Source organism: Paenibacillus sp. HGH0039, from assembly GCF_000411255.1.
Lineage (GTDB): Bacteria > Bacillota > Bacilli > Paenibacillales > NBRC-103111 > Paenibacillus_F.
This window is the reverse complement of sequence record NZ_KE150412.1, coordinates 2,410,950-2,436,308: the sequence shown is the minus strand read 5'-3', so window position 1 is coordinate 2,436,308 and position 25,359 is coordinate 2,410,950. Positions and strand designations below refer to the sequence as shown.

At 54.1% G+C, this 25,359-nt stretch carries 24 protein-coding genes; 19 read left to right on the top strand and 5 right to left on the bottom strand.

Features of this window, described 5'->3' with window-relative positions; genetic code table 11:
• Positions 1–18 precede the first annotated feature (18 nt).
• Positions 19–588, bottom strand: a complete 570-nt coding sequence (locus tag HMPREF1207_RS10555) for a bifunctional transcriptional activator/DNA repair enzyme AdaA (protein WP_009674815.1) — start codon at positions 586–588, stop codon at positions 19–21.
• 226 nt (positions 589–814) lie between these two features.
• Between HMPREF1207_RS10555 and HMPREF1207_RS10550 the strand changes: the two genes are divergently transcribed.
• The 16 genes from HMPREF1207_RS10550 to HMPREF1207_RS10465 all read left to right on the top strand — a co-directional run bounded on the left by HMPREF1207_RS10550 (position 815) and on the right by HMPREF1207_RS10465 (position 17,823).
• Entirely contained in the window at positions 815–1,396 is a 582-nt protein-coding gene (locus HMPREF1207_RS10550) for a TIGR00730 family Rossman fold protein (protein ID WP_009674810.1), read from the top strand.
• Between the two features lie 263 nt (positions 1,397–1,659).
• Entirely contained in the window at positions 1,660–2,325 is a 666-nt protein-coding gene (gene deoC / locus HMPREF1207_RS10545; protein WP_009674812.1) for a deoxyribose-phosphate aldolase, read from the top strand.
• A gap of 27 nt (positions 2,326–2,352) precedes the next feature.
• Entirely contained in the window at positions 2,353–2,754 is a 402-nt protein-coding gene (locus HMPREF1207_RS10540; RefSeq protein ID WP_009674813.1) for a cytidine deaminase, read from the top strand.
• 122 nt (positions 2,755–2,876) lie between these two features.
• Positions 2,877–4,055: a NupC/NupG family nucleoside CNT transporter gene (locus HMPREF1207_RS10535; protein ID WP_009674811.1), complete on the top strand. Its 1,179-nt coding sequence runs from the start codon at positions 2,877–2,879 to the stop codon at positions 4,053–4,055.
• A 26-nt stretch (positions 4,056–4,081) separates the two neighbouring features.
• Positions 4,082–5,263 (top strand): phosphopentomutase, encoded by a 1,182-nt coding sequence (gene deoB, locus HMPREF1207_RS10530; RefSeq protein WP_016423649.1) that lies wholly within the window; start codon positions 4,082–4,084, stop codon positions 5,261–5,263.
• Between the two features lie 54 nt (positions 5,264–5,317).
• Positions 5,318–6,025, top strand: coding sequence for a purine-nucleoside phosphorylase (deoD, locus tag HMPREF1207_RS10525; protein ID WP_009672988.1), 708 nt, complete (start codon positions 5,318–5,320; stop codon positions 6,023–6,025).
• A 184-nt stretch (positions 6,026–6,209) separates the two neighbouring features.
• Entirely contained in the window at positions 6,210–7,511 is a 1,302-nt protein-coding gene (locus HMPREF1207_RS10520) for a pyrimidine-nucleoside phosphorylase (protein WP_009672991.1), read from the top strand.
• 352 nt (positions 7,512–7,863) lie between these two features.
• Positions 7,864–8,460 carry a TetR/AcrR family transcriptional regulator gene (locus HMPREF1207_RS10515; protein ID WP_016423648.1) on the top strand — a complete coding sequence of 199 codons (597 nt, stop codon included), beginning with the start codon at positions 7,864–7,866 and terminating at the stop codon, positions 8,458–8,460.
• Between the two features lie 107 nt (positions 8,461–8,567).
• Entirely contained in the window at positions 8,568–9,950 is a 1,383-nt protein-coding gene (locus HMPREF1207_RS10510) for an MFS transporter (protein ID WP_009672995.1), read from the top strand.
• A 265-nt stretch (positions 9,951–10,215) separates the two neighbouring features.
• Positions 10,216–11,109, top strand: coding sequence for a Vgb family protein (locus tag HMPREF1207_RS10500; RefSeq protein ID WP_009673001.1), 894 nt, complete (start codon positions 10,216–10,218; stop codon positions 11,107–11,109).
• Between the two features lie 347 nt (positions 11,110–11,456).
• Positions 11,457–13,241 carry a hypothetical protein gene (locus HMPREF1207_RS10495; protein ID WP_009673005.1) on the top strand — a complete coding sequence of 595 codons (1,785 nt, stop codon included), beginning with the start codon at positions 11,457–11,459 and terminating at the stop codon, positions 13,239–13,241.
• Between the two features lie 547 nt (positions 13,242–13,788).
• Entirely contained in the window at positions 13,789–14,238 is a 450-nt protein-coding gene (locus HMPREF1207_RS10485) for a MarR family winged helix-turn-helix transcriptional regulator (RefSeq protein ID WP_009672993.1), read from the top strand.
• Positions 14,239–14,263: 25 nt separating this feature from the next.
• The gene (locus HMPREF1207_RS10480) at positions 14,264–15,238 is read left to right on the top strand and encodes a ring-cleaving dioxygenase (RefSeq protein WP_009672999.1); all 975 of its coding nucleotides are present in this window, start codon (positions 14,264–14,266) and stop codon (positions 15,236–15,238) included.
• Positions 15,239–15,649: 411 nt separating this feature from the next.
• Positions 15,650–16,228, top strand: a complete 579-nt coding sequence (locus HMPREF1207_RS10475) for a sulfurtransferase TusA family protein (protein ID WP_009672994.1) — start codon at positions 15,650–15,652, stop codon at positions 16,226–16,228.
• A 147-nt stretch (positions 16,229–16,375) separates the two neighbouring features.
• On the top strand, positions 16,376–17,536 hold the full coding sequence (locus HMPREF1207_RS10470; protein WP_009673007.1) for an MBL fold metallo-hydrolase: 1,161 nt from the start codon (positions 16,376–16,378) through the stop codon (positions 17,534–17,536).
• 59 nt (positions 17,537–17,595) lie between these two features.
• The gene (locus tag HMPREF1207_RS10465) at positions 17,596–17,823 is read left to right on the top strand and encodes a sulfurtransferase TusA family protein (RefSeq protein ID WP_009672989.1); all 228 of its coding nucleotides are present in this window, start codon (positions 17,596–17,598) and stop codon (positions 17,821–17,823) included.
• Positions 17,824–17,889: 66 nt separating this feature from the next.
• Here HMPREF1207_RS10465 and HMPREF1207_RS29785 read toward each other — a convergent pair whose 3' ends face one another.
• Positions 17,890–18,060: a hypothetical protein gene (locus HMPREF1207_RS29785; protein WP_170318633.1), complete on the bottom strand. Its 171-nt coding sequence runs from the start codon at positions 18,058–18,060 to the stop codon at positions 17,890–17,892.
• Positions 18,061–18,218: 158 nt separating this feature from the next.
• Between HMPREF1207_RS29785 and HMPREF1207_RS10460 the strand changes: the two genes are divergently transcribed.
• Together HMPREF1207_RS10460 and HMPREF1207_RS10455 are read left to right on the top strand one after the other, a co-directional pair.
• Positions 18,219–19,010 (top strand): sulfite exporter TauE/SafE family protein, encoded by a 792-nt coding sequence (locus HMPREF1207_RS10460; RefSeq protein WP_009673002.1) that lies wholly within the window; start codon positions 18,219–18,221, stop codon positions 19,008–19,010.
• Between the two features lie 79 nt (positions 19,011–19,089).
• Entirely contained in the window at positions 19,090–19,572 is a 483-nt protein-coding gene (locus HMPREF1207_RS10455; protein ID WP_009672998.1) for a DsrE/DsrF/DrsH-like family protein, read from the top strand.
• 494 nt (positions 19,573–20,066) lie between these two features.
• Here the strand turns inward: HMPREF1207_RS10455 and HMPREF1207_RS10450 are convergent, their stop codons facing one another.
• Both HMPREF1207_RS10450 and HMPREF1207_RS10445 read right to left on the bottom strand, forming a co-directional pair.
• Positions 20,067–20,648: a hypothetical protein gene (locus HMPREF1207_RS10450; RefSeq protein WP_009673004.1), complete on the bottom strand. Its 582-nt coding sequence runs from the start codon at positions 20,646–20,648 to the stop codon at positions 20,067–20,069.
• 19 nt (positions 20,649–20,667) lie between these two features.
• Positions 20,668–21,048 (bottom strand): hypothetical protein, encoded by a 381-nt coding sequence (locus HMPREF1207_RS10445; RefSeq protein ID WP_036739628.1) that lies wholly within the window; start codon positions 21,046–21,048, stop codon positions 20,668–20,670.
• Between the two features lie 239 nt (positions 21,049–21,287).
• On the opposite strand from HMPREF1207_RS10445, the gene HMPREF1207_RS10440 reads away from it, so the two are divergent.
• Entirely contained in the window at positions 21,288–22,886 is a 1,599-nt protein-coding gene (locus HMPREF1207_RS10440; RefSeq protein ID WP_009672990.1) for a copper amine oxidase N-terminal domain-containing protein, read from the top strand.
• A gap of 167 nt (positions 22,887–23,053) precedes the next feature.
• On the opposite strand, the gene HMPREF1207_RS10435 is transcribed toward HMPREF1207_RS10440, so the two are convergent.
• A complete protein-coding gene (locus HMPREF1207_RS10435) occupies positions 23,054–25,339 on the bottom strand; it encodes a beta-glucosidase family protein (protein ID WP_009672996.1) in 2,286 nt (761 codons plus the stop codon).
• Positions 25,340–25,359 lie beyond the last annotated feature (20 nt).

The following is a 25,359-nucleotide window of genomic DNA, read 5'->3' as shown; positions in this document are numbered from 1 at the left end:
TTTGGTATCGGTTCTCACTCAGGAGTTCCGGGCATTCTGTTCCCTATATTCATTCGGCGTACAGCCGGCAGCTTTCTGAAAGGCGGCAGAGAAATGCGAAGCGCTGCGGAACCCGACTGCCGCGGCGATTTCGCCGATGGCCTGTTCACTCCGGGACAGCCGCCGCTTCGCCTCCTCCATGCGGGTAAGAAGAAGCTGGCGCGAGGGACTGATCCCGGTCGTCCGTTTGAACGTACGCTGCAGATGATAAGGGCTCATGTTCAGCTCGGAGGCAAGCCCGTGCAGCGTCAGATTTTCGCCGTAGCGGGTGCGGATCAGGCCCAATACGGTTTCCGCCAGCTCCGCATCGGGTCCGTGGGGACTCGGATTCTCGGGCTTGCACCTTTTACAGGGGCGGAACCCGGCTGCCAGAGCTCCTTCGATGCTATCGTACACCCGCACATTTTCGGGCTTGGGAGTCCGGGACCGGCAGGATGGCCTGCAAAAAATGCCCGTAGACGTAATGCCCACATAATACTGCCCGTCGTGACGGGTATCTCTGCTTAAAATCGTCTCGTAGACGGATTTGAAAATAGCGTCCTCGTTCATCCGTTAATCGCACCTCCTTCTCTTAACATTATAAACTTCCGTCCGGTGCTTGATAATAGGAGTGAAATAGGACAGCAAAAATTCGCTAAGACCTTGAATGTGCGAGAATCTGGAAGCAAAAGAAGGATATAGACCTTGATCGGCCGTGCCGTCCGGTTTTCCTCGGCCCCGCTTTCCACTATAATGAAGGAAGATTTTGTACAAAAAGGATGGAGGAGATCAGACAATGAAACGCATAGCGGTTTTCTGCGGATCAAGCAACGGAGCATCTGAAGTCTACAGGGAAGGGGCCGCAAGGCTTGGACGCGAGCTTGCGGAGCGGGGCCTCACACTCGTATACGGAGGCGCCAGTGTCGGACTGATGGGAGCTGTGGCCGATGCGGTTCTGGAAGCCGGAGGCGAGGTTATCGGGGTTATCCCGAAAATGCTCGAGAACCGGGAAATTTCCCATCACGGCCTGACCGAACTGATCGTCGTCGAGTCCATGCATGAGCGTAAAGCGAAGATGGCGGAGCTTGCGGACGGATTTATGGCTCTTCCGGGAGGACCGGGTACGCTGGAGGAGTTTGTGGAAATTTACACGTGGGGGCAGCTCGGTCTTCACCGGAAGCCGTTCGGGCTTGTCAATCTCAATCATTATTACGATCCCCTCGTCGCCCTCTTCGACCGGATGAATCAGGAGCAGTTTATGCAGGACAAGTACCGCTCGATGGTGCTGGTGAACGAAGACCCGGCCAAGCTGCTTGAACAGTTTGCTTCCTACAAGGCTCCGGAAGTCAAAACTTACATAAAGAACGATCAGACCTGAAATTTCAGACATCCTTAGTAAAACGTACCGAAAAGAAGCATACTAGAGTCGTTTACGGCCTTCTTGGTGAAGAAGACTGTAAGGGGCTCTTTTTTATGCCCGGAAAAAGAGCGTAAGAAGCCTAAAGACACAAAAATGACATGAACATAATTTTATGATGTGTTTTACATATGTTCATTCGTGTGCTATCATGAAGGCATGAAATTCTAAACACATTGTCTTTTTAAAGGGCATGATAACTCATAATCAAGGAGTGTAAACACATGAGCATAGCCGGAATGATCGATCACACGCTGCTTCGCGCAGACGCGACAAAGGCTGAAATCACCAAGCTGACGGAAGAGGCGAAAAAGTACGAATTCGCGTCCGTCTGTGTAAATCCGACCTGGGTTGCCTATGCGGCCGAACAGCTCTCGGGATCGCCCGTGAAAGTTTGCACGGTCATCGGATTCCCTCTGGGCGCCACGACGTCTGCCGTGAAAGCGTTTGAAACGAAGGATGCGATCGCAAACGGTGCCGGGGAAGTCGACATGGTTATCAACATCGGCGCCCTCAAAGCAGGGGACGATACGCTGGTGGAAAGCGACATTAAAGCCGTTGTCGACGCGGCCGCGGGCAAGGCACTGGTGAAAGTCATCATCGAAACGAGTCTTCTTACGGACGAAGAAAAAGTACGCGCAAGCGAGCTGGCTGTTAAAGCGGGAGCGGACTTCGTGAAGACGTCCACCGGGTTCTCGACCGGCGGAGCGACACCTGCGGATGTAGCGCTGATGCGCAAAACCGTCGGTCCCGACGTAGGCGTCAAAGCATCGGGCGGCGTACGCAGCCTCGAGGACATGAACGGCATGATCGAAGCCGGGGCAACCCGCATCGGAGCTAGCTCGGGCGTTAAAATCATGGAAGGCGGCCAGTCCACTTCTTCCTACTAAACCCTGACCTTTGAGGAGGACGGATCCATGAAAGACCAGCTGATACAAGAAGCAATCGAAGCCCGCAAGCAGGCCTATGTGCCTTATTCGGGCTTCCAGGTCGGAGCGGCCGTGCTCACGGGCGGGAAGGTTTACCGGGGATGCAACGTTGAGAATGCATCCTACGGTTTAACCAACTGCGCGGAGCGAACAGCTATTTTTAAAGCCGTTTCGGAAGGCGAAGGCGGGCACAAGCTCGAAGCTATCGCCATCGTAGCGGACACGGAAGGACCGGTATCGCCATGCGGCGCCTGCAGACAGGTTATCGCCGAATTCAGCGACCGGAATACGAAGATTTACTTGACCAATCTTCACGGCAATACCGAAGAATGGACGATCGACCGGCTGCTCCCGGGAGCTTTTCAAGCCGATGACATGGAAAAAAAGTAAAAATCAATATGAAACTTCTTTTTGCAAACTGAATGTAAGCGCTTAATAGTTTTTCAGGTTCAGAGAGCTGTACCTGCAATCAAATCTGCTAATGCTGAGCAACCATTGGGGGAACCACTAACATGAAATATTTAGTTGCTATTCTGGGCGTGCTTGTCGTGTTCGGGCTTACTTACGCCGCCAGCAACAATCGTCACAAAATCCGGTACCGTCCGCTGTTCGTCATGATCGCCCTGCAGGTGGTCCTGGCTTTCGCCCTTCTGAATACAAGCGCGGGCGAATTTCTGATCCGCGGTTTCGCGAGTGTATTCGAATCGCTTCTCGCTTATGCGTCTGAAGGGATCAATTTTGTGTTCGGCGGCATAGCGAACGACAAGACGTCTCCGTTCTTCCTGAACGTGCTGCTTCCTATCGTATTCATTTCCGCATTGATCGGGATTTTGCAGTATACTAAAATTTTGCCGTTTATCGTCAAATACATCGGTCTGGTGCTCAGCAAGGTCAACGGCATGGGTAAGCTTGAATCTTATAATGCCGTGGCATCTGCTATACTGGGTCAATCGGAAGTATTCATTTCGGTGAAGAAGCAAATCGGCCTGCTGCCGAAACACCGCCTGTACACGCTTTGCGCTTCGGCCATGTCCACGGTTTCGATGTCCATCGTCGGAGCTTACATGCAGATGATCGAGCCGAAGTTTGTCGTAACGGCGCTGGTGCTGAACCTGTTCGGCGGATTTATTATCTCGTCGATTCTTAACCCTTACGTGGTTACGAAGGAAGAAGATATTCTTGAAGTGCAGGAAGAAGAAAAGCAGTCTTTCTTCGAAATGCTGGGAGAATATATTCTCGACGGTTTTAAAGTCGCCATTATCGTGGCGGCCATGCTGATCGGTTTCGTAGCCCTGATCGCCTTGATCAACGGTGTCTTCAACGGCATTTTCGGCATTTCGTTCCAGTCCCTGCTCGGGTATATTTTCGCTCCGTTCGCGTTTATAATGGGCGTACCTTGGGCCGAAGCGGTCGAAGCCGGAAGCATTATGGCAACCAAGATGGTATCCAACGAGTTCGTCGCCATGCTCGACCTTGCCAAACATACGACCATGTCCCCGCGGACCGTCGGAATCGTATCGGTGTTCCTCGTTTCCTTCGCGAACTTCTCTTCCATCGGGATCATCGCCGGTGCGGTTAAAGGGCTTCACGAAAAGCAGGGCAACGTTGTGGCCCGTTTTGGTTTAAAATTACTGTATGGAGCTACATTGGTCAGCGTCCTGTCGGCTACGATTGCGGGGCTGTTCCTGTAAGCTGAATAGGAAAGGAAGCGAGAAACATGACTACGTTTAAACGGATTCACCTGATTGTACTGGACTCGGTCGGTATCGGCGAAGCGCCGGACGCCGCTAAATTCGACGACTTCGATGTCGATACCCTGGGACATATCGCCCGGGAGAGGGGCGGCCTCAACATGCCGAACATGGCTAAGCTGGGCCTCTCCAATATCCGTCCGATCGAAGGCGTGCCTGCGGCGGACAAGCCGCTGGCTTACTATACGAAGATGCAGGAAGCGTCGAACGGGAAAGATACGATGACCGGGCACTGGGAGATCATGGGCCTGAACATCGAAACGCCTTTCCGCGTGTTCCCGGACGGTTTCCCGGATGAGCTGATCGGGCGCATCGAAGAGAAAACCGGCCGCAAGGTAATCGGCAACAAGCCGGCCAGCGGCACCGAAATCATCGACGAGCTCGGTGAGGAGCACGTGAAAACCGGAGCGCTTATCATTTACACGTCCGCGGACTCCGTGCTGCAGATTGCCGCCCACGAAGACGTGGTGCCGCTGAAGGAGCTTTACGAAATTTGCGAGTTCTGCCGCGAAATTACGCTGGAAGATCCGTATATGCTGGGCCGCATCATCGCTCGCCCGTTCGTCGGCGAAGCCGGCAGCTTCAAACGGACGGCCAACCGTCACGATTACGCCTTGAAGCCTTTCGGACGCACTACGATGAACGAGCTGAAAGACAAAGGCTTCGACGTGATCGCGCTCGGCAAAATCTCCGACATCTACGATGGCGAAGGCGTTACGAAAGCGGTCCGGACCGTTTCCAACATGGACGGCATGGACAAGCTGGTGGACACGCTTGGCGAGTCCTTCACCGGACTCAGCTTCTTGAACCTCGTCGATTTCGACGCTCTCTTCGGCCACCGGCGTGATCCGCAAGGATACGGACAGGCGCTGGAGGAATACGACGCCCGCCTGCCGGAAGTGTTCGCCAAATTGACGGACGAGGATCTGCTGATCGTTACGGCCGACCACGGCAACGATCCGACCTACCGCGGAACGGACCATACGCGCGAATACGTGCCGCTGCTCGTTTACTCGCCGCGTTTTGCGGATGGCGGCAAAGAGCTGCCGCTGCGCCGCACGTTTGCCGATATCGGCGCTACCGTAGCGGACAACTTCGGCGTCACGCTGCCCGCCCACGGCAAAAGCTTCCTGGCGGACTTGAAATAAACCGGGACGATAAACCGTCCCTTCTATCCTTATTTATAACGGAGGTATACGTTCATGAGCGTTCATATTGGTGCAAAACCGGGCGACATCGCCGAAACGATCCTGCTGCCGGGCGACCCGCTGAGAGCGAAGTATATCGCGGAAACTTACTTGTCCGACGTAATCTGCTACAACGAAGTCCGCGGCATGCTGGGCTTCACGGGCACGTATCAGGGCAAGCGGGTTTCGGTGCAGGGATCGGGCATGGGGATCCCGTCGATCAGTATTTACGTTAACGAGCTGGTCAGCCAGTACGGCGTCAAAAACCTGTTCCGCGTCGGCACGTGCGGAGCCATGCAGGAGCATGTCCGGGTCCGCGATGTGATCCTGGCCCAGGCGTCCTGCACGGATTCGAGCGCGAACCGCCATGTGTTCGGCGGCTTCGACTACTCCCCGATCGCGAGCTTCCCGCTGCTTAAGGCCGCTTACGAGCGCGGCGTGGAGAAGGGGCTTAAGCTTCATGTCGGCAACATTTTCAGCTCCGACATCTTCTACCGCGACGACAAGACGGTCGTACAGAAGCTGATGGATTACGGCGTGCTCGGCGTTGAGATGGAGACGACCGCCCTTTACACGCTGGCAGCCAAATTCGGCGCGAACGCTCTGACGATTCTGACCGTGAGCGACCACCTTCTGACTGGCGAGGAAACGTCGTCGGAAGAACGGCAGACGACCTTCAACGAGATGATGGAAGTGGCTTTGGATACGGCGATTTCGCTGTAGGACGATACTGACGCCGGGGGATTTAAATACGACTCGGTTTTCAGGACAGAAACACGGCAATCCAAGACAGAGAAGACATTAAGACAGACGAATGACGGATAAACGGGACACAGGTTTAGATCTGGCACCCCCGTGAACAGGAATTAGTTAAGAGTACTTACTGGTAAAGCGAGGAGAAAAGACGATGAGAATGGTCGATTTGATTGCGAAGAAGCGTGACGGCAAGGAACTGACGACGGAAGAAATCAACTTTATTATCGAAGGTTACACGAAAGGGGATATTCCGGACTATCAGGTCAGCGCACTGGCGATGGCGATCTACTTCAAGGACATGACGGCGCGCGAGCGGGCCGATCTGACGATGGCAATCGTCAACTCCGGCGAAACAATTGACCTGTCCGCGATCGAAGGCATCAAGGTAGACAAGCACTCCACGGGCGGAGTGGGCGACACGACGACCCTGGTGCTGGCTCCGCTCGTAGCGGCTTTGGATATTCCCGTTGCGAAAATGTCCGGACGCGGTCTGGGCCACACCGGCGGTACGATCGACAAGCTGGAAGCTATCGAAGGCTTCCACGTGGAGATCTCCAAGGACGAGTTCGTGAGCCTGGTGAACGAACACAAAATCGCCGTGATCGGGCAGACCGGCAACTTGACGCCTGCCGACAAGAAGCTGTACGCTCTTCGCGACGTGACGGCGACCGTAGATTCCATCGCGCTCATTGCCAGTTCCATCATGAGCAAGAAAATCGCCGCAGGCTCGGACGCTATCGTACTCGATGTCAAAACGGGCGCAGGCGCGTTTATGAAAACTCCCGAGGACGCGAAAGAACTGGCGCATGCCATGGTCAGCATCGGAAACAACGTAGGCCGCAAGACGATGGCCGTTATTTCCGATATGAGCCAGCCGCTCGGCGCCGCCATCGGTAACGCGCTGGAAGTGCGGGAAGCTATCGATACGCTTCGCGGCCAAGGGCCGAAGGATTTGGAAGATCTCTGCCTCGCCCTGGGAAGACAAATGGTCTTCTTGGCAAACAAAGCTTCTTCCCTGGAAGAAGCCGAAGAGAAGCTCAAAGAAGTAATCCGCAACGGCAAGGCGCTGGAGAAGTTCAAGGAGTTCATCGCCAACCAAGGCGGGGACGCGTCGGTCGTGGACGATCCCGAGAAGCTGCCTAAAGCGAAGTTCCTGATCGAAGTGCCGGCACGCGAGGACGGTGTCGTAGCCGAAATCGTCGCCGATGAAATCGGTACGGCGGCTATGCTGCTCGGAGCGGGACGCGCCACGAAGGAATCGGAGATCGATCTGGCCGTCGGCCTTATGCTGAACAAGAAGATCGGCGAGAATGTTAAAGCGGGCGAATCGCTCGTAACGATCCATGCCAACCGTGAAAACGTGGACGATGTGATCGCTATGATTTACGACAACATCCGTATCTCGGACCATGCCGAATCTCCTGTCCTCATTCACGATATCGTGACGGAATAGAGCTTGGGCGAAGCCGCGAACCGTACAGCTTTGCGGCTGATAAAATCAGCCCGTCCGGCCGCAGACCGAAGAAACCGCCGCATCATAAGGGATGCGGCGGTTTTTTTGTGCGCTGCGCGAATGTATCGGGGCGGACGGTCACAGGTTCGCTCGATCGCCGGGCTGCGCCGCAACATGCGTCTCGGTTTTGCGCGCGTTGGAAAACATGGAAAGGACGTTTCTCATTTCGCGGTTGACAACAATTGGAATGGGGAATAAAATGAACGAAATGATAGTGAGTACTAACAAACATAACGAATCATTTGTTCTCCTTAACGGGAAGAAACATACAGATACAGAAGGAGGGGAAGGCATGAGCGGCAGCTCATCCTCAAGCAGCTCCGACAAACTGCTGCTGGCGGCTATCGATCTCATAGCGGATAGAGGCTATAAATGCGTCACCACCAAAGAAATCGCCGCTGCTGCGGGACTGAGCGAAATGACGCTGTTCCGGCACTTCGGAAGCAAGCAGAATTTGCTCGAATCCGCCTTCGACCGGTTTCATTACGCCGGGGAGATGCAGAAACTTTTTACGGAAAAGCTGGTATGGGAGCTGGAAACCGATCTTCTCCTGATCAGCCGGACCTACCACGAAATCATGAACCGCAACCGCAAAATGATCCAAATCAGCCTGAGAGAATCGGGAAGCCTGCCCGGTTTCCGGGAAAAGACGCAGAAGCATCCCCGCCATTTAAGAGAGTTTTTGACGGACTATTTCGTGAAGATGGCGGAGCGGGGAAAAATGGTCTCGACCAATCCCGATCTCCAGGCGGTCTCGTTCATGTGGATGAATTACGGCGCGTTTATGAATAACCGGGAAGGTTGGGGAGAGGGGACGTTCGCCGATGTTGCGCTCGACGATTTTATCCGGGAAAGCGTAAAGATGTTCGTCAGGGCGCTGACTCCCTAGTTTTTTTCACCCGATATGTTAGTGGGCACAAACATACAAAGCTTTAATTATTAGCGAGATTAACCGAAGTATTCGGATATCATTTACATACTGGGGAGGCGAAAGCCGTGTCAACCGCTGTACAGAAAACAACCGGCGATAAAATTATGCGGGTTCTGGCGTTCACTCTGGTCATTTCGGTCATGAACGCCTCGATTTTCAACATCGTGCTGCCGCAGATCAGCGCGGAATTTCATCTGAATTCGGCCCAGGTCAGCTGGGTGGCTTCCATCTACATGCTGGTTTACGCCATCGGGTCGGTCATTTACGGCAAGCTCGCGGATAAATATCCGTTGAAACGGCTGATTACGTTCGGCCTGATCGTTTTTGCGCTCGGTTCCGTCATCGGCCTGTCGGCCACTGCTTACTGGATGGTTATCCTGGCAAGGGGATTTCAGGCCGTGGGTTCCTCGGTAATCCCTGCGGCCGCGATGATTATCCCGATCCGGTTTTTTCCGCCGGAGACCCGCGGCAGAGCCCTGGGCATCTCGGCTATCGGGATGGCGCTCGGCAACGCGCTCGGACCGGTTCTCTCAGGCCTGATTATGAGCGTAGCGGACTGGCGCTGGCTGTTCTGCCTGTCTCTGCTCACGCTGGTGACGCTGCCCTTCTACCGCAAATTGCTGGACGATAAGCGCGGGACGGCGGGCAAAATCGACGCGTGGGGCGGCGCTTTTCTGGCGGGAACCGTCAGCCTGCTGCTGCTCAGCATTACGAACGGCGGCTGGATCACCGTAATCAGCGGAATCGTGCTGCTTGGACTTTTCATTCTCCGCATTATGAAGGCGGAGGAGCCTTTTATCCAGCCCCGGCTGTTTATGAACAAACATTACGTAACAGGCCTGATCGTCTCTCTGCTGATCGTGGGCATCGGTTTTTCCCTGTCGTTCCTGATTCCCCAGCTCATGTCTCACGTGAATCATATAGAGCCGGGCCTGATCGGCTTTATGATGGTGCCGGGAGCGGCCGCATCCGCAATGATGGGTCTCAGAGGAGGCAGGCTGGCGGATGAGAAGGGCAACTCCTTTCTCGTGTATCTTGCGTCCTTTCTGCTGTTTATCAGCTTTGTTCTGCTGTCCTCCTTGTCCGGTGCTCTTCCCGCGCTCGTGTCGGCTCTGCTCATCTTCGGCAACGTAGGCATGACGTTCATGCAGATTGCGCTGTCCAACACCATTTCGCGGTCTCTGGCCAGAGACCAGGTCGGCGTGGGGATGGGGCTTATGGCCATGATGAATTTTATCGGAATCGCGTCTTCGTCGGCTATTTACAGCAAGCTCCTGGACAACGGGGCGACGGTGACGTGGAATCCCTTCAATCTGTACCAGGGAGCTTCCGTGTACAGCAACATTTACTTGGGGCTTGCTGTCCTCGTTCTCGCGGCGGCCGGTATTTATTTCTACCGGTTCGGCAGAACTCCGGCAAGCGCAGCGCCACGAAAAGCGGAAGCTTAAAGCTGCAAGGCAGTCGCGAAAAGACGGAATGGGCTCTTTAGAGCATGATTCCGTTTTTTTTTTCGTTTAAACCCGTCGACGCCAAGCACCCCGGGCCGGGAGCCATACGCGATAACGCGATACATTTCGTGCAGAATTCTGAAAAAACAATTGAATTTGTTTTTTAGCTGACCTTGTCCCCGGGGGAACGGTATAGTGGAGGAGAAGCGCCTAAACACCTTACGCAAAAGCCACGCCTATCACGCCTATATAGGAGGTTCCCCCTATGTCTTATACGTTTGAGGAATTTGCGCTTCCGGATAAGGATTCAGGTCCGTACGGTTTGACGGCCGGCAAGGACGGGGCCATCTGGTTCACCGAGCAGAAAGGCAACCGGATCGGCCGCATTGCGCCGGACGGAACGATAACGGAATATCCGGTAACCGCCGAAGATGCCGGTCTCTCCGTGATCCTATCGGCAGCGGACGGCGCCTTATGGTTCAGCGGATATAAAGCCGGTATAATCGGGCGAATCCGCTTAACGGGAGAGATCACGGAATTTTCGCTGCCCACGGCGGATTCCGGGCCGTTCGGCCTTGCCGAGGGACCGGATGGAGCCGTCTGGTTCACGGAAATGACGGGAAATAAAATCGGCCGGATCACGGAGGACGGGACGATTACGGAATACGGTCTGCCCCTGCCGGGAGCTTTTCCTTCCTTTATCGCGCGAGGTTCGGACGGAGCGATGTGGTTCACGGAAAATCAGGGCAACCGGATTGGACGCATTACTTCTGCTGGGGAGATAACGGGATACCGGCTCCCGAGTGAACAGGCAGGCCCGGTGGGTATCACGGCAGGCCCGGACGGCGCCTTATGGTTTGCCGAGATTAACGGCAACCGGATCGGGCGGATCTCGACAACGGGCGGGATCACCGAATACCCTCTTCCGGAGCCGGGGGCAAGGCCTCATGCGATTACCGCAGGCACGCAGGGGGATCTGTGGTTTACGGAATGGGGAGGCAACAAGATCGGCAGGATCAATACAGCCGGTGAACTATCGGAATATGCGATCCCCAGAGAGAAGGCGGAGCCGCACGGGCTTGTCGTCGGGCCTGACGGAGCCGTCTGGTTTGCACAGGAGAGCGGCCAGATCGGCCGGTTGACGGTCCGTTCGTTTTGAATTCGTAAAGACGAAGCACGTGAAAAGGAGATCACTGCGCGAAAGCGGTGATCTCTTTTTTTGTTGCTGAAAGAAGGGGCTAATGTCTTAAATTCAGGTTGGTTAGGGGTGGATTTTTTTATAAAAAGGTTTCGTGTTATGGAATTTTTTTACTGCAATTGTGCTTGTATCCTATGGTTTAATGAAGAGAGATGACAAAATGAGCCTTTTTCTCACATTCGGGCCCTGATCTGGAAATGAACCGGTTTACTTATGCCTGTCCAACTTTTTTTGAAACGCAGTCTTGGGGAGAGTCAGACGGAATTTTCAGGTACAGAGGGTCCATCCCACATTTGCGGAGGTTTATCATGAAAAATATATGGATACGCAATCTGCTTGCGTTCTCCCTTCTGACCGGAATGGCCTATACATCGTTTATGACCCCGGAAGCTGCGGCAGAGTCTTCCCGGACTTCGGCCGTTCACGGTTATACCGTACAATCAGGCACCATAAGGGAAGCGGAAGGGATGACTTCGGCCGCGCCTTTCCGGGCGGACGGTATGAATCTGGCGTCACACGAAAAGGATGAGAACGTGAATCACATAGGGCTCAAGGAACTCGGGATTTTTGCGGGTATCCTTTTCGTTATCTATCAATCGATTCGTGTTTTCCGGCAGTGGAAGAGGAAGGAAAAGCTGCTCCGGGAAGCGCAGGCTTATTCCACGGATCTGTATCGGGACAGCGAGCGCCTCGGGCTGCTGGCCGATTTGTACAAAGGGCCTTCGGCCGAAAAACGCATCCGCCCCGTAGAAGCCGAATTGAAAGATGTTTCTTCCATTCTGGATGAGATGACGGGGATGATCTCGGGCATCAAGATTTCTTTTATCGGCAATGTCAAAACGCTGGAAGAAACGATGGGAGAATGCCGGGTGCTGTTGAGGCAGTATCAAGGGGTATACGGCAGTCTGAAAGGGAGCATAGACAGGCTCTGCGAGCTGGAAAAACAGAACGACAAAGTCGTCTCGGAGCTTCAGGCGAAAATCGAGTCCCTTCTGGCTCGGGCAAAGGACCGTTCGGCCGCCTACCGGGTGGATGATCTGGAAGAGGAACTGCTCAGTCTGCAAAAGCGGATCGGGATCATCGACCGGGAGCAGATGAGCGATTTTATTGACGTGCAGGAGCATCTTGCGCCGGAACGAGAGCAGCTCACCGAAATCGAACGGCTGCTTGCGGAGCTGCCTGAGCTGCATAACCGGCAGCAGAAATTCAAAGGACAGATCGTCAGCGCTCGGGATGACGTGAACCGCTCCATACGCGAGCACGGGCTGGACTCCTCGGATTTGACCTCCTTTGCGAGTCTGGATCGTGCGGAGGCGCTCTCGGTCGCGATGCTGGAGGCGCTTAACGCAGGCCGGATCCGGGAAGCCGAGCGTATTTCCTCGGATGTGACGGGGTTAATCAAGCATTCGATCGCCGCGGCGGGAGAACTGGCGGAACTGCGGGAAAGCCTGACCAAGACGCTGCGGCTTCTGAAAAGCGGCATACGGGAGCTGGATTTCCCCGAATCGGCTTTCAAGGAGGAGCAGAAGCGGGTAAAAGCGTATTTTGCGGAATCCGTCTGGTCGTTTATGCGCAGTGAATTCGATCAATTTACGGTCTTGTTCCGCGAAATTACTCAAAAGCTTCCCGAGGTGGAAAATCTGCTGGCGGAAGGGCGTTTTAACGAAGGCGGCAAAAAACTCATCGCTCTGATGGAGCAGTACGAGCTGGCCGAAAAGAAACATGCCCGTCTTCAGGTGTATGAAGCGGCCAATAAGGAACTGAACGGTCTGAGGGAGAGCGTGCATGCCTGCTGGATGGATTTTCAGGAGACGGTGTCGTTTATTTCGTCGGAAGGTTTGGAAGAAGCGCTGCACTCCCGCGATCTCGGCGATTTGAAATACAAGATTCATGACCGGAAAGAAATGATCGACCGCCGGATGAGCAGTCCTCCCATCCAGCTTGACCGAATCAAACGGGATGCGGAAGCGATGACTACCGATGTCCAGGCTTACCGCGCGCGTGTCGAGCAAATCGCCGATCAGCAGGAAGAATACGAGGACGAAGAGGAAGAGGAAAGAAAAAGCGTTGTGATCAACGTGAATTTTAAATAGTTTTGCGGGCAGGCGAGGGTTGGGTCTTGTAGCGAAGTTATTTTGATTCTGCTGTCCGGTAAAGGCCGCCGCTTCTAATCATGCAGAAGAAGCCCGTATATCAATCCGAGCCTATTTCCTCGCCCGGAAAACGGCGGTTGTGAAGCCGACGCCGGGTAACAGGAGCAGAAAGGAAGAAAAATTTTCGATGCGATCCATCGTATGGCGGCAAGTCTTGATCCGATCGTTAAAACCCGGCAAGCTGACCAAGTAAAGGTGATAGTTACCTCGTCGTACCCGGAACAACAGGAATCCAAGAAGCAAAAGCGCGGTAAGAAAACCGGCTAGGAGAAGCGCGGGGATGGCTAAATCCGAAAGGAAGCCCAAAGTAGGGAGCGGAAAAATCGACGCAGACAATGGCTGCCCTCTTCCCGCAACCGCTCATAAATGCTGAAAAACCGTTCCGGCCCGGAACGGTTTTTAGTTTGCCTGCGGGATGGCAGTGAGCCGTTGACATTTTGTCAGTTTAGTACTAAACTTAAATTATCAATGAAAGCGGGGTGAGCCGATGGAAGAGAATAAGAGGGAGCCGCTCCTCTCCAAGCAGGAAGAAAAGCTCGGGGTGCTGATCTGGTTCCGGCTGTCTCGAGTGTACAATCAGAGCATCCGACAGTCCAACCAGCATTTGAAGGCCTGGAACTTATCGGCCGCGCAGTTCGATGTGTTGGCTCAGGTCGGTTCGCACGAGCGGCTGACTCAGCAGGAGTTGGCGGACAAGCTTCTGGTCACCAAGGGAAATATTACGCAGTTGCTGAGTAAAATGGAGGAACTGGGCTGGATCAGACGCGAGCAGGAATGGAAGACCAAATATATTTCGCTGACGGCGGAAGGACAAGCTTTGTTTGACGAGGCCGTTCCGCAGCAGGAACAGTTTCAGGCTTCCCAATTTGGCGCTTTGGACCGGGAAGAGAAGAAGCAGCTTCTGGAGCTGCTGAAAAAAGTCCAGAAACAATCCTGACAACATAACCGGGGAGGGCATCATCATGGAACTTAAAGGCATCCACCACGTATCGGCCATCACGGCGCAAGCACCGGAAAATTTCGAATTTTACACGAAGGTTCTGGGACTCCGTCTGGTGAAGAAGACGGTCAATCAGGACGATATCAGCGTGTATCACTTGTTTTACGGAGATGAGAAGGGCAGTCCGGGAACGGAATTGACGTTCTTCGAAATTCCCATGGCCGCAAGGAACCGCGAGGGGGTCAGCAGCATTTCGGCCGCGTCCCTGCGGGTTGCCGGCGATGAAGCTTTGAGTTGGTGGAAAAAACGGTTCGCCGAATTCGGCGTCGATCACGACGAGATTCAAGACCGTGCGGGACGCGCGACGCTGGCTTTCCGCGATTTCGAAGGGCAGCGCCTGATCCTGGTGTCGGATCAACACAACACGGGAGTTGAAGGCGGAACGCCATGGGACAGAAGCCCGGTTCCCGCCGAATACGGCATCCTCGGACTCGGTCCCGTCAAATTGACGGTACAGGACCCGGAACCGACGGTGATTGTGCTGACGGAGCTTTTGGGCTTCCGGGAAAAAGGCCGCTACGCGGCCGACGTGCCGGGACAGCCGGATATCGTCGTGTACGAAACCGGCGAAGGCGGCAGCGGGGCCGAGGTTCATATCGAGCCGAGGAACGATCTCTCCCGTGAGCAGCTCGGCCGCGGCGGCGTACACCATGTCGCTTTCCGAGTGGATAACGAGGAAGAGCTGCACGCCTGGATCAAACGGGTCCGGCAGGTCCGGTTCCCGAATTCCGGCTTCGTGGACCGGTTTTATTTCCGGTCCTTGTACTTCCGCGAACCGAACGGGATTCTGTTCGAGCTTGCGACGGACGGGCCCGGCTTCGACACCGACGAGGATATCCGTCATCTGGGCGAATCGCTGGCACTGCCGCCGTTTCTGGAATCCAAGCGCCCGCAGATTGAAGCGGGGTTGAAGCCGCTCCACACGAAAGCGGACTAAGCCCTCCGGTTTAACTTCGCTGTGAATGCCTTTTGTAAGCCTCCCTTTGGACCGAAAGGTTCATAGGGAGGCTTTTTTAGTTCGGTCGGCTGGTACGCGCTCTGTCGTTTATAACTGAGGAGGCGCGATGTCTGGCACGGCATTTGAAATGAATTTTTCATGTCTTGCAAACTCCGCGGCCCTTACTGCCATTTTACAGCGGGCAGATGCGGTTTTTATGCGTTTACAAACTTACCCAGGGGCACTGTGATTGACGAAAAATCGTAATGGAGCTATAGTATCAATATACCCATACGGGTATAAGTATAAACGGAAAGCGATCCGCCAATAAAAAATCCCGATGGAACTCGGGGAGACAAAACGGCGGAGGTTACGCCGCCGCGGAATAACATCAGGGAGGTACTCAACGTTATGAATATTCAAACTCATCAAATACTCGACGCCAAAGGACTGGCCTGTCCCATGCCGATCGTACGCACGAAGAAAGCTCTGGAGCAGATGGATTCCGGCCAGGTGCTGGAGGTTCAGGCAACGGACCAAGGTTCTTTGGCCGATATCCGGAGCTGGGCCAAAACGACGGGCCACCAGTACTTGGGTAGCACTCAGGAAGGGGAGGTGCTGCACCATTTTATACGCAAATCCGATCCTTCCGAGGTTAAAGAAGAGCGGAAATTTCCGTATACCGCAACCAACGATGAGCTGGAACGGAGCCTGCGGGAGAAGCCGCAAACGAACGTTCTCGATGTACGCGAACCTGCGGAATACGCATTCGGGCACATACCGGGTGCGGTATCCATCCCCTTGGGAGAACTGGAGCAGCGGATCGGCGAGCTGAATGCGCAGGAAGAGCTGTATATCGTCTGCCGGACGGGCAGCCGCAGCGATATGGCCGCGCAGCTGCTGGAGCGCCAAGGTTTTAAGCACATCCGCAACGTGCTTCCGGGCATGTCCGTTTGGACGGGGCCGCTGGAGAAGTCGGCGGGCATTTGACACCCGGCCGGCGGGAAGCCTTTTACCGCCGATTATCGCATCGAGCGGCGGCAAATGTTCGACGCCTAGAGAACTGCCTGGGCAGACGATTAACGGGCTGGATCATTAAAACCATGAATCACTTATATGAGTAGGGAGGATACACGGATGAATACGAGCAATCGCGAGGAAGGGCGGCTTAGAGGATTAACGGCCGCCGCGTTGGCGGAGAAGGTTTTGAGCAATGAGCCCCTTTTTATATTGGATGTACGCAATGAAAGCGACTTTGCCGATTGGAAAATCGAAGGCAATCGGGTCGATATGCTGAACGTGCCTTACTTCGAGCTGCTGGACGGGGTGGAGGCCGTAACGGATAAAATCCCGACGGACCGCGAAGTACTGGTCGTATGCGCGAAAGAAGGCTCGTCGAAATTCGTGGGCGAGCAGCTTGTGGACGCCGGTTTCTCCGATGTTTCGTACTTGGTCGGCGGGATGAAATCGTGGAGCGAGCACCTGGAGCCCGTAAAGGTGGGCGATCTGAAAGACGGAGGAGCCGTCTACCAATTCGTCCGGATCGGCAAAGGCTGTCTGTCCTACATGGTGATCTCGGGCGGGGAAGCCGTGGTGTTTGATGCGGTACGGATGACCGGGGTGTTCACCGATTTTGCCCGAGAGAAGCAGGCCGTGATCAAGCATGTGCTGGATACGCACCTTCATGCCGATCATATATCCGGAGGCCGCAAGCTGGCTGCAGAAACGGGAGCGGCTTACTGGCTGCCGCCCAAGGATGCGGAAGAAGTGGTGTTCGGCTACTCGGAGCTGGAGGAAGGCGCCGATATCACGGTCGGCTCCACCCGGATCGCGATCCAGCCGCTGTATTCGCCGGGCCATACGATCGGAAGCACGTCGTTTGTGGTGGATGACCGCTACCTGCTGACGGGAGACATCCTGTTCGTCGCTTCCATCGGGCGTCCCGATCTGGCCGGCAAGGCGGAGGACTGGGCGGGAGATCTGCGCAGCACTTTATACGACCGCTACAAGAAGCTGTCCGAAGAGCTGATCGTGCTCCCGGCGCACTTCGGGCGGTTTGCCGAGCTGGGCGAAGGAGGAAGAGTGTCCGCCAGACTGGGCGATCTGTTCGCGAACAATCCCGGGCTGAATATCGGGGACGAAGCGGAGTTCAGAAAAACCGTATCGGAGAATCTGCCGCCCCAGCCCAACGCTTATCAGGAAATCCGGCAAACCAATATGGGTAAAATAACGCCGTCGGAAGAGGAGCAGCGCGAAATGGAGATCGGTCCGAACCGCTGTGCCGTACACGATCAATAATATACGATTCTTTACAAGAGCAATCCTTAACGGGATAAACGATAGAGGAGGATAACAAGATGGAAGTGAACGTAACGGTTGATACGAAGGGAATGGCATGTCCGATGCCGATCGTCAAAGCCAAGAAGGCACTGGATTCGCTGGAATCCGGAGGCATTATGCAGGTTCTGTCCACGGACAAAGGCTCGCTGAACGATTTTCAGGCTTGGGTCAAGCAGACCGGGCACGAGCTGATCAAGCATGAGGAAGATAACGGCGTATATACATTTTACGTGAGAAAAAAATAAGACGGGAGCGTCGGGCACAGGTTGCCTGAAAGCTCGGTTTTCCGGGCTTTTTCCGCAACTCCCGTATCAGTTATCGGTATAAACAACACGGACACCCAGATGACCGTAGGTTTCTTCGGTGTAGTGACCGCCGGGGCAGATTTTAACTACGCGGTGCGCGGTAGCCTCATCGCTTTGGAGGGGTTGCCCGCAATGTGGACATACCGAAACGAATAAACGTTTGAGTTGTTGAATCATTTTTAAAACCCCTTTTTCCAACTAAAATACTTGGTATTAATTTATTATAGCCGGATCGGCGGCACGAGTATAGGGCTTCTTCCTTCTAATTTATGCCGCCGCCGGAATGTCGTGCAGTCATTCGAGTTATTCGCATCAGGTCAGACAAGGAGGATGTTATGGATGTTTTGTTAGCGGTCATCATGCTGGCGCTGGGGTTGGCCGGTTCTTTTTTCTCGGGCCTGCTGGGAATCGGGGGAGCCATTATTAATTATCCGCTCTTGCTGTTCGTCCCTCCCCTGTTCGGGGAGGCCGCTTTTACGGCCCAGGAAGTTTCCGCCATCTCGATGTTCCAAGTATTCTTCGCCTCCTTGTCCGGTGTCCTGTTCCAAAGACGCGGAAGAAACGGACCTTCCCTCGTTCATAAAGGGCTTGTCCTGTATATGGGCGGCGGCGTACTTGCGGGCAGCCTGATCGGCGGATTGGCTTCGAAATATATGCCGGGCGACACGATTAATGTGATTTACGGTGTGCTGGCGGTAATCGCGGTGGTGCTGATGCTGATCCCGGTCAGGGGCAAGCGGCGGGAGGAAGGGAGCGGTTTGTCCTTCAACAAGCCGCTTGCCGTACTTTCCGCGCTGGCAGTGGGCCTGGTGTCCGGGATCGTCGGCGCGGGCGGGGCGTTTATTCTTATCCCGATCATGTTGACTCTGCTGAAAATTCCTACCCGCACCACGATCGCTTCTTCGCTGGCCATTGTGTTTATTTCGGCGGTCGGCGGGGTCATTGGGAAAATCGGGGCGGGGCATATCCCGCTGCTTCCGGTTATTTTTACGGTCATGGGCAGTCTGCTCGGAGCGCCGCTCGGTTCCCGGATTTCGGCCCGGATTAACGTGAAGTACCTGCGGTACGCATTGATTGTGCTCATTGCCGCCACGGCGTTTAAAATATGGCTGCCTATTTTATTGTAGAAAGCCGGTCCGCTGCGGATCGGCTAAAATTTTCACATTTTGTATACCTATAGGTGTATATGTATAAAGGAGTGGCATGATGGAGGAGCAAAAAGAAGGAACGACGATTGTGTTGTTCAGCGGGGAAATGGATAAAGCTATCGCCGCTTTTATTATAGCGAACGGTGCGGCCGCTTACGATCACGAGGTGACGATCTTTTTCACCTTCTGGGGACTGAACGCGCTGCGCAAAGATGAGCCGGTCAAGCTCAAGAAAGGCTGGCTGGAAAACATGTTCGGCCGGATGATGCCAAGAGGGCCGAAGAAGCTGGGCCTGTCCAAGATGAATTATATGGGCATGGGCCCGAAAATGATTCAGCATGTGCTGAAAAAGCACAACGCGCTGACGCTTCCGCAGCTCATCGAGCTGGCGCAGGAGCAAGGCATTAAGCTCGTCGCCTGTACGATGACCATGGATCTGCTCGGCCTGCAGAAGGAAGAGCTGCTGGACGGGATCGAGTACGCGGGCGTAGCCGCTTACCTGGGCGATGCCTCGCAGGCGAAGGTGAATCTGTTTATTTGACGATGACGGCGGGTGAAAAAGAGCGAAACCGCCGGGGGCATCGCCGCGTGCAGCAGCTCTCGGCGCCACCGTATCGCGCGAGGGGAAATGTATGCGGCGTAAACAAGGCGGCAGGGCAAGCCTGCGCCGAAAAGGGAAGGAGATGAACTCCTTCCCTTTTTTTTACGTGCGGCGTGCGTCATCCCATGCGGCAGTGTACTGTACGCGGGGGCATCTGACGGTGCGTCTGTGCTGTGTACGGGCACGAAGCCCGCCGGTGAAAGAGAGACTGCGGCGGTCTGACCGGCGCACATGATCGGCGTGCTCAACCAGACGTCGCCGCTGTCTGCCGAAGGCTGCGCACAGGCGCTCCCTGCGCTCCCCACCGCATGCTCCCCGCTACCGGTGCCCGCCGGAGGCTGCACGCGCGCGCTCCCCCTGCGCTCCCCACCGTATGCTGCCCACATACGCTGCCCGCTGCACCATCGGCCGTATGCTATCGGCGTCACGCCCCACTATCCGGCGGATGCTATCTCTTCGCTGCCGATAAGCGACCATACGGCATTGCCGTGGAGATCTTTGGACTGACGCAGATGCGAGACATGAATATCCCCGTTGGCTCGCTGCCAGACGACCTTAGCTTCCGCTTTGTTGCCCTTCAGAAGCAGCGCATACATAAGATCGCCGGGCTTAAGCCCGCGAGCCGCCGTGATGAAAACTTCATTGAAAGAGGAAGCTTCGTTCCTGCTGAGCTTGCTTTCGAATTCAGCTTCAATATCGGGACCCGCGATCAAGTTCCACTGCTCTTGCGCGAACGCGGCCGGCTGGTTGGAGTCAGAAGAACTGGTACCAAGTGCCTGAATAGCCTTGTTCCAGGAGGTTTCTAATTTCGAATACACGCTAGCGTCGGAAAACTCCTTATAAGGAACGGATTTAGAGGAGGCCTCCGAGGAGACCGCGGCCGGATATTTTTCGGTAAACGAACGTGCCGTATCGGCGGGAGTTGTTCCGGTTGTCGTATTAGCCGCGTACACAACGGTACTAGATATGACGACAGCAGCTAGGGTGGTAATTCCGATGATCACTTTTTTATTCATTTTATCCTCCTAATACTTATCATTTCCAAGTTGTACTGCCAGTGCGGTACTCTGAGCGCTCATCTCCAGCACGATAATAAAAATTGTGCCATGTTTTCATGAAATATTCGCCTTGAGCAGGATGTCTTTTTCGTTCGATTTCATCTTCTGCTGTTTTCTGACCAATTGTTTGGACCTGATGCTCTCCCATATAAACACCATTATGAAATAATTGCAAACCTGCAATTAATGATGCAGGTATACCGTCAGTGCCGGAGAAAGATCCTCCAACCATATATCCCTGTTCAGGGGTAAGAATCCTCAAATCGACATTTCCATAATAAGCATGACTTGATGACTGACAGAACAAGCTACTCGTAACTAGAACGATAGGAATTGCGATTAATTTATTTCTATTCATCAGCATCCTCCATTAGATTGAAAATTTACTGGTTCTTAAAAAGTATAACTTACTTTTTGTAAAAATGGCAATTAAAGTTAAACCTAGAAACAATTCTAACCAATTCGAAAAACTTTTTTCAAAAAACAGTGATCCAAACTTCCCTCCCCTGCGTTACACCCTATGTAAAGACCAAACAAGAACAAGCAGCACCAAAAACGGAAACGCGAAAAACACATAGACCAAGGGAGTGAACGTCCATGCAAATGAAAAAATTACTCGTTCCGGCACTGAGCTTGTCCATCCTCATGCCAACGGTGGCAGCTAACGCCGCTACAGTGGTTAACACGCCGAAACCTACCGTAAACACACCGGCCGCCGATCTGAGGGCCAGCTTGGATCATCTACTCTCCGAACACTTCGCACTGGCGGTTACCGCCATGACGAAAGCGTACGACGGCTCCGCAGATGCGGCTGAAGCGTACAAGGCGCTGGATCAGAATGCGATGGATATGACGCCGGCGATTGCTTCCCTTTACGGGAAAGAAGGCGCGGCCGAGTTCGAGCGGATCTTCCGGGCCCACAATAAGTACACGGACGATCTCGTGAAAGCGACCAAGATGAACAACCAGGAAGCCCGCAAGAAAGCGGAACAACAAGTGCAGGGCTTCGTGGACGAATTCTCGGCCTTCCTGGACAAAGCGACCGCCGGCAAGCTTCCGAAGCAGGCTGCCGCGCAGGCGATCCGTCTTCACGAAGATCAGGTTCAGGAAACGTTCGATGACTATATCGCAGGCGATTACCAGGGAGCGTACGCGGCCTACCGCGAAGGCTTCAAGGAAATGTTCACGATCAGCAAAGCGTTGTCCACGGCCATCGCCACGCAAATGCCGGAAAAGTTCAACAACACGAAGGCGGATACGCCGGCGGCTGATTTGCGATCGGCCCTGAACAACCTCGCGGCCGAACATCTGGCCCTGTCTACGCTGCAAATGCAGAAGCAGTACGACGGCAGCAAGGACTCCGACGCGCTGATCAAGGCGGAAAGCGGAAATACGGCCGATTTTAAAGCTGCGATCAGCTCGATCTACGGCGCGGAAGGCGGCATGGCTTTCGAGAAAATCTGGGTCACGAACCACGTGAACGCCCAAAGCGACTATGTGACCGCCGTCAAAAACAAAGACGAGGCCGCAAAAGCCGCCGTGGAGAAGAGAATTGACGGGTTTACGACCGAGTTTGCCAATTTCCTCGGTACGGCGACCGCCGGCAACCTTCCGGCCGCTGCCGCCCAGGATGTGCTGCGCCAGCATGAAGGTCAGGTGCAGAAAGTGCTGAACGAATATGCGGCGGGCAACTACGAGGCTTCTTATAAAACGGACCGCGAAGGCTTCAAGCTGATGTTCGGCGTAGGCCAGGCTCTGGGAAATGCCATCGTGACGCAGTACGGCGAGAAGTTCCAGGAGAAGGCGGACCCGTCCATGACCACGGTCTGGATGCAAATCGGCAGCCATGACCTGAACATCAACGGGACCGTAACGAAGATGGACACGACTCCGTTCATCTGGAATGACATGAGCTACATCCCGCTGCGTTACCTGGCGGAGGGAATCGGCGCCGAAGTGACTTGGGACAATGAAGCCCAGTCCGTCTGGGTAAAGGCTGGGAGCGACAAGATGCAGTTCTGGATCGGCAAAGACTTCATGGAGCTTAACGGCATGAAGAAAAACATCGGTTCCAAAGTATTCGTCAATGCGGATGGAAGAACCGTTCTGCCGCTGCGCTTTATTACGGAACTGCTCGGCTGGGACGTTAAATGGGGCCAGCAGGACAGATCCATCACCCTGACGAAGTCCATGTAATTCAAGGTCCCCCGGACCGCATAAATATTTAAGCGTCTTAACAAATTCAGCTCCGGCTGTATGAGACAAGCGGGGGTAACCGTTATCGCTTTCGGCAGCTATGCTGCCGATATCGGCTTCAAAAGCCGGACTGAAAAATGCCCATCCTCATGGATGGGCACTTTTTTTTATAATTCGGTCCGCCGTTTATGCTCGAAGGATTGGATCAACTGATCCAGGAGCTGATCCGGAGATGTATCGGCCAGCCAACTTTGCCCGAACATCTGGAAAATTTTGATGACGGGAAAATCTCCCCAGAAGCCGACAAATTCCTCGTTAAGGTAGACCTTGTCAGACACATGGGCGTTCATTTCTTCAAGACTTTCGACCAAAACCGATTTCGCAGTCGGGTTGCCGAGCCAATCGCTTAATAAGCTGAATTTATGAAGGGCAATAACTTCTTTTCCGAAATCACAATAAACTCTTTCGCGAATGCGGATATCCCGCGAGGAACTGCCCAACGCGAACTGGAAATACCCGGTTTCGGCGACCCATTTATTATATTTCGTATTGTAGTAAGCAAGGTCCCGTTCTTCGAGAGTAAAGCTTACGTCTTTTTTCTGGCCGGGATGCAGGGCAAGCTTCGCGAATGCTTTCAGTTCCTTCTCCGGACGGACCCACTTGCACTCCTCGTCATGCACGTACAACTGGACGACTTCTTTCCCGTACATAGCGCCCGTATTCTCAACGCTGAACGTAACTTTTACCGTGCCGCCGTTCTGTACGGCTTTCAAGTTAGAGTAAGCGAAGGTAGTATACGACAATCCGTGTCCGAACGGGAATTGCGGCGCTATCTCTTTTTTGTCGTAGTACCGGTACCCGATGAACAAGCCCTCCCGGTAATACAGCTTTCCGTTTTCGCCGCGAATGCGCATATGCGAGGGGTTATCGGACAACTTGACGGGGAACGTCTCGGACAGTTTGCCGGACGGGTTTATGCGGCCGAACAAAATTTCCGCTATCGCTCTGCCGCTGCCTTGTCCGGTCAGCCAAGAGTGGAGGATCCCCGGCACATGATGCACCCAAGGACGCATCGCCAGCGCCGTCCCGCTGCTTGTAATGACAATACACTTAGGTTGAACGGCGGATACGGCTTCAATGAGCTTGATCTGATGCAAAGGAAGCTCTATGCCGTCCAAATCATGCATTTCCGATTCCGCATACTCAGGTTGTCCGACAAACAAGACCGCCATATCCGTTTTCGCCGCCAATTCTGCGCTTTCCCGGATAAGGTTCTCATCCACGCTGTCATCCTGCGGATAGCCCTCCGCATAGGTGAACGAGACGGAATCGCCCGCAACCTTAGCCATCTCTTCCCACGGAATGTCGACATGAGTCGGCGTTACTTTGGCGCTGCCCGCGCCCTGGATTCTCGGCTGTTTGGCAAATTTGCCGATAACGGCTATGGAAGATACCTTTGCGGGATCAATCGGAAGAATGTGATTGTCATTTTTCAGAAGCACCATGCTTTCGGCCGCGGCTTTCCTGGCAAGAGCATGATAATCGGCAATCGGGTGTTGCTTTTCATTTCCGCTTCCTGTTCCGATTGTTTTGCGCACAAGTTCGAGAATGCGACGGACCGCTTTATCAAGCTGGGCCTCGCTCAGTTGGCCGTTCCGTACCGCTTCGACAATCGCATTCGTATTGTACTGTGCAGGCCCGGGCATTTCCAGATCAAGTCCGGCTTTAAGGCCGCGAAGCCGGTCGTTGACAGCCGTCCAGTCAGATAGCACAACCCCTTCATATCCCCATTCTTCACGGAGAATATGATGAAGCAGATGTTCGTTTTCGCTTGCGTAGGAGCCGTTCACGAGATTATAGGAGCACATAATCGTCCAGGGATTCGATTTTTTGACAATGCGTTCAAAGGCGCTTAAATAGATTTCGCGCAGCGTGCGCTCGTCGACTTCCGAGCTGGTTACCATTTTCTCGTACTCCTGGTTGTTGCAGGCAAAATGTTTAACCGATGCGCCGACGCCCTGGCTTTGTAGCCCGTTTACGAATGCCGCCCCGAGCTCGCCCGATAGACAAGGGTCCTCCGAATAATATTCGAAATTCCGTCCTCCGAGCGGCGTGCGTTTCATATTGATTCCCGGCCCGAGCAGCAGCTCTACGCCCATTTGCTTGCTTTCCGCCCCAAGAGCGACGCCGACTTCGTGCAGAAGTTCGGTATTCCACGAAGAGCCGATTGCCGAGCCCGTCGGATAGCAGGTGGCCGGTATATTCTCTCCCGTGATGCCCATTTCTTCGTCGCTGTTTGTTTTGCGTATGCCGTTCGTGCCGTCATACATATGAATGGACGGGATATCCAGCCGTTCGATTCCCTTGGTCATCCACATATTCAAGCCCGAGCAAAGAGCGGCTTTTTCCTCAAGCGTCAGTTCTTTTAACAAAGTTTCAGTTGACGGATTCATAGATGTCTTCCTCCTCTTGC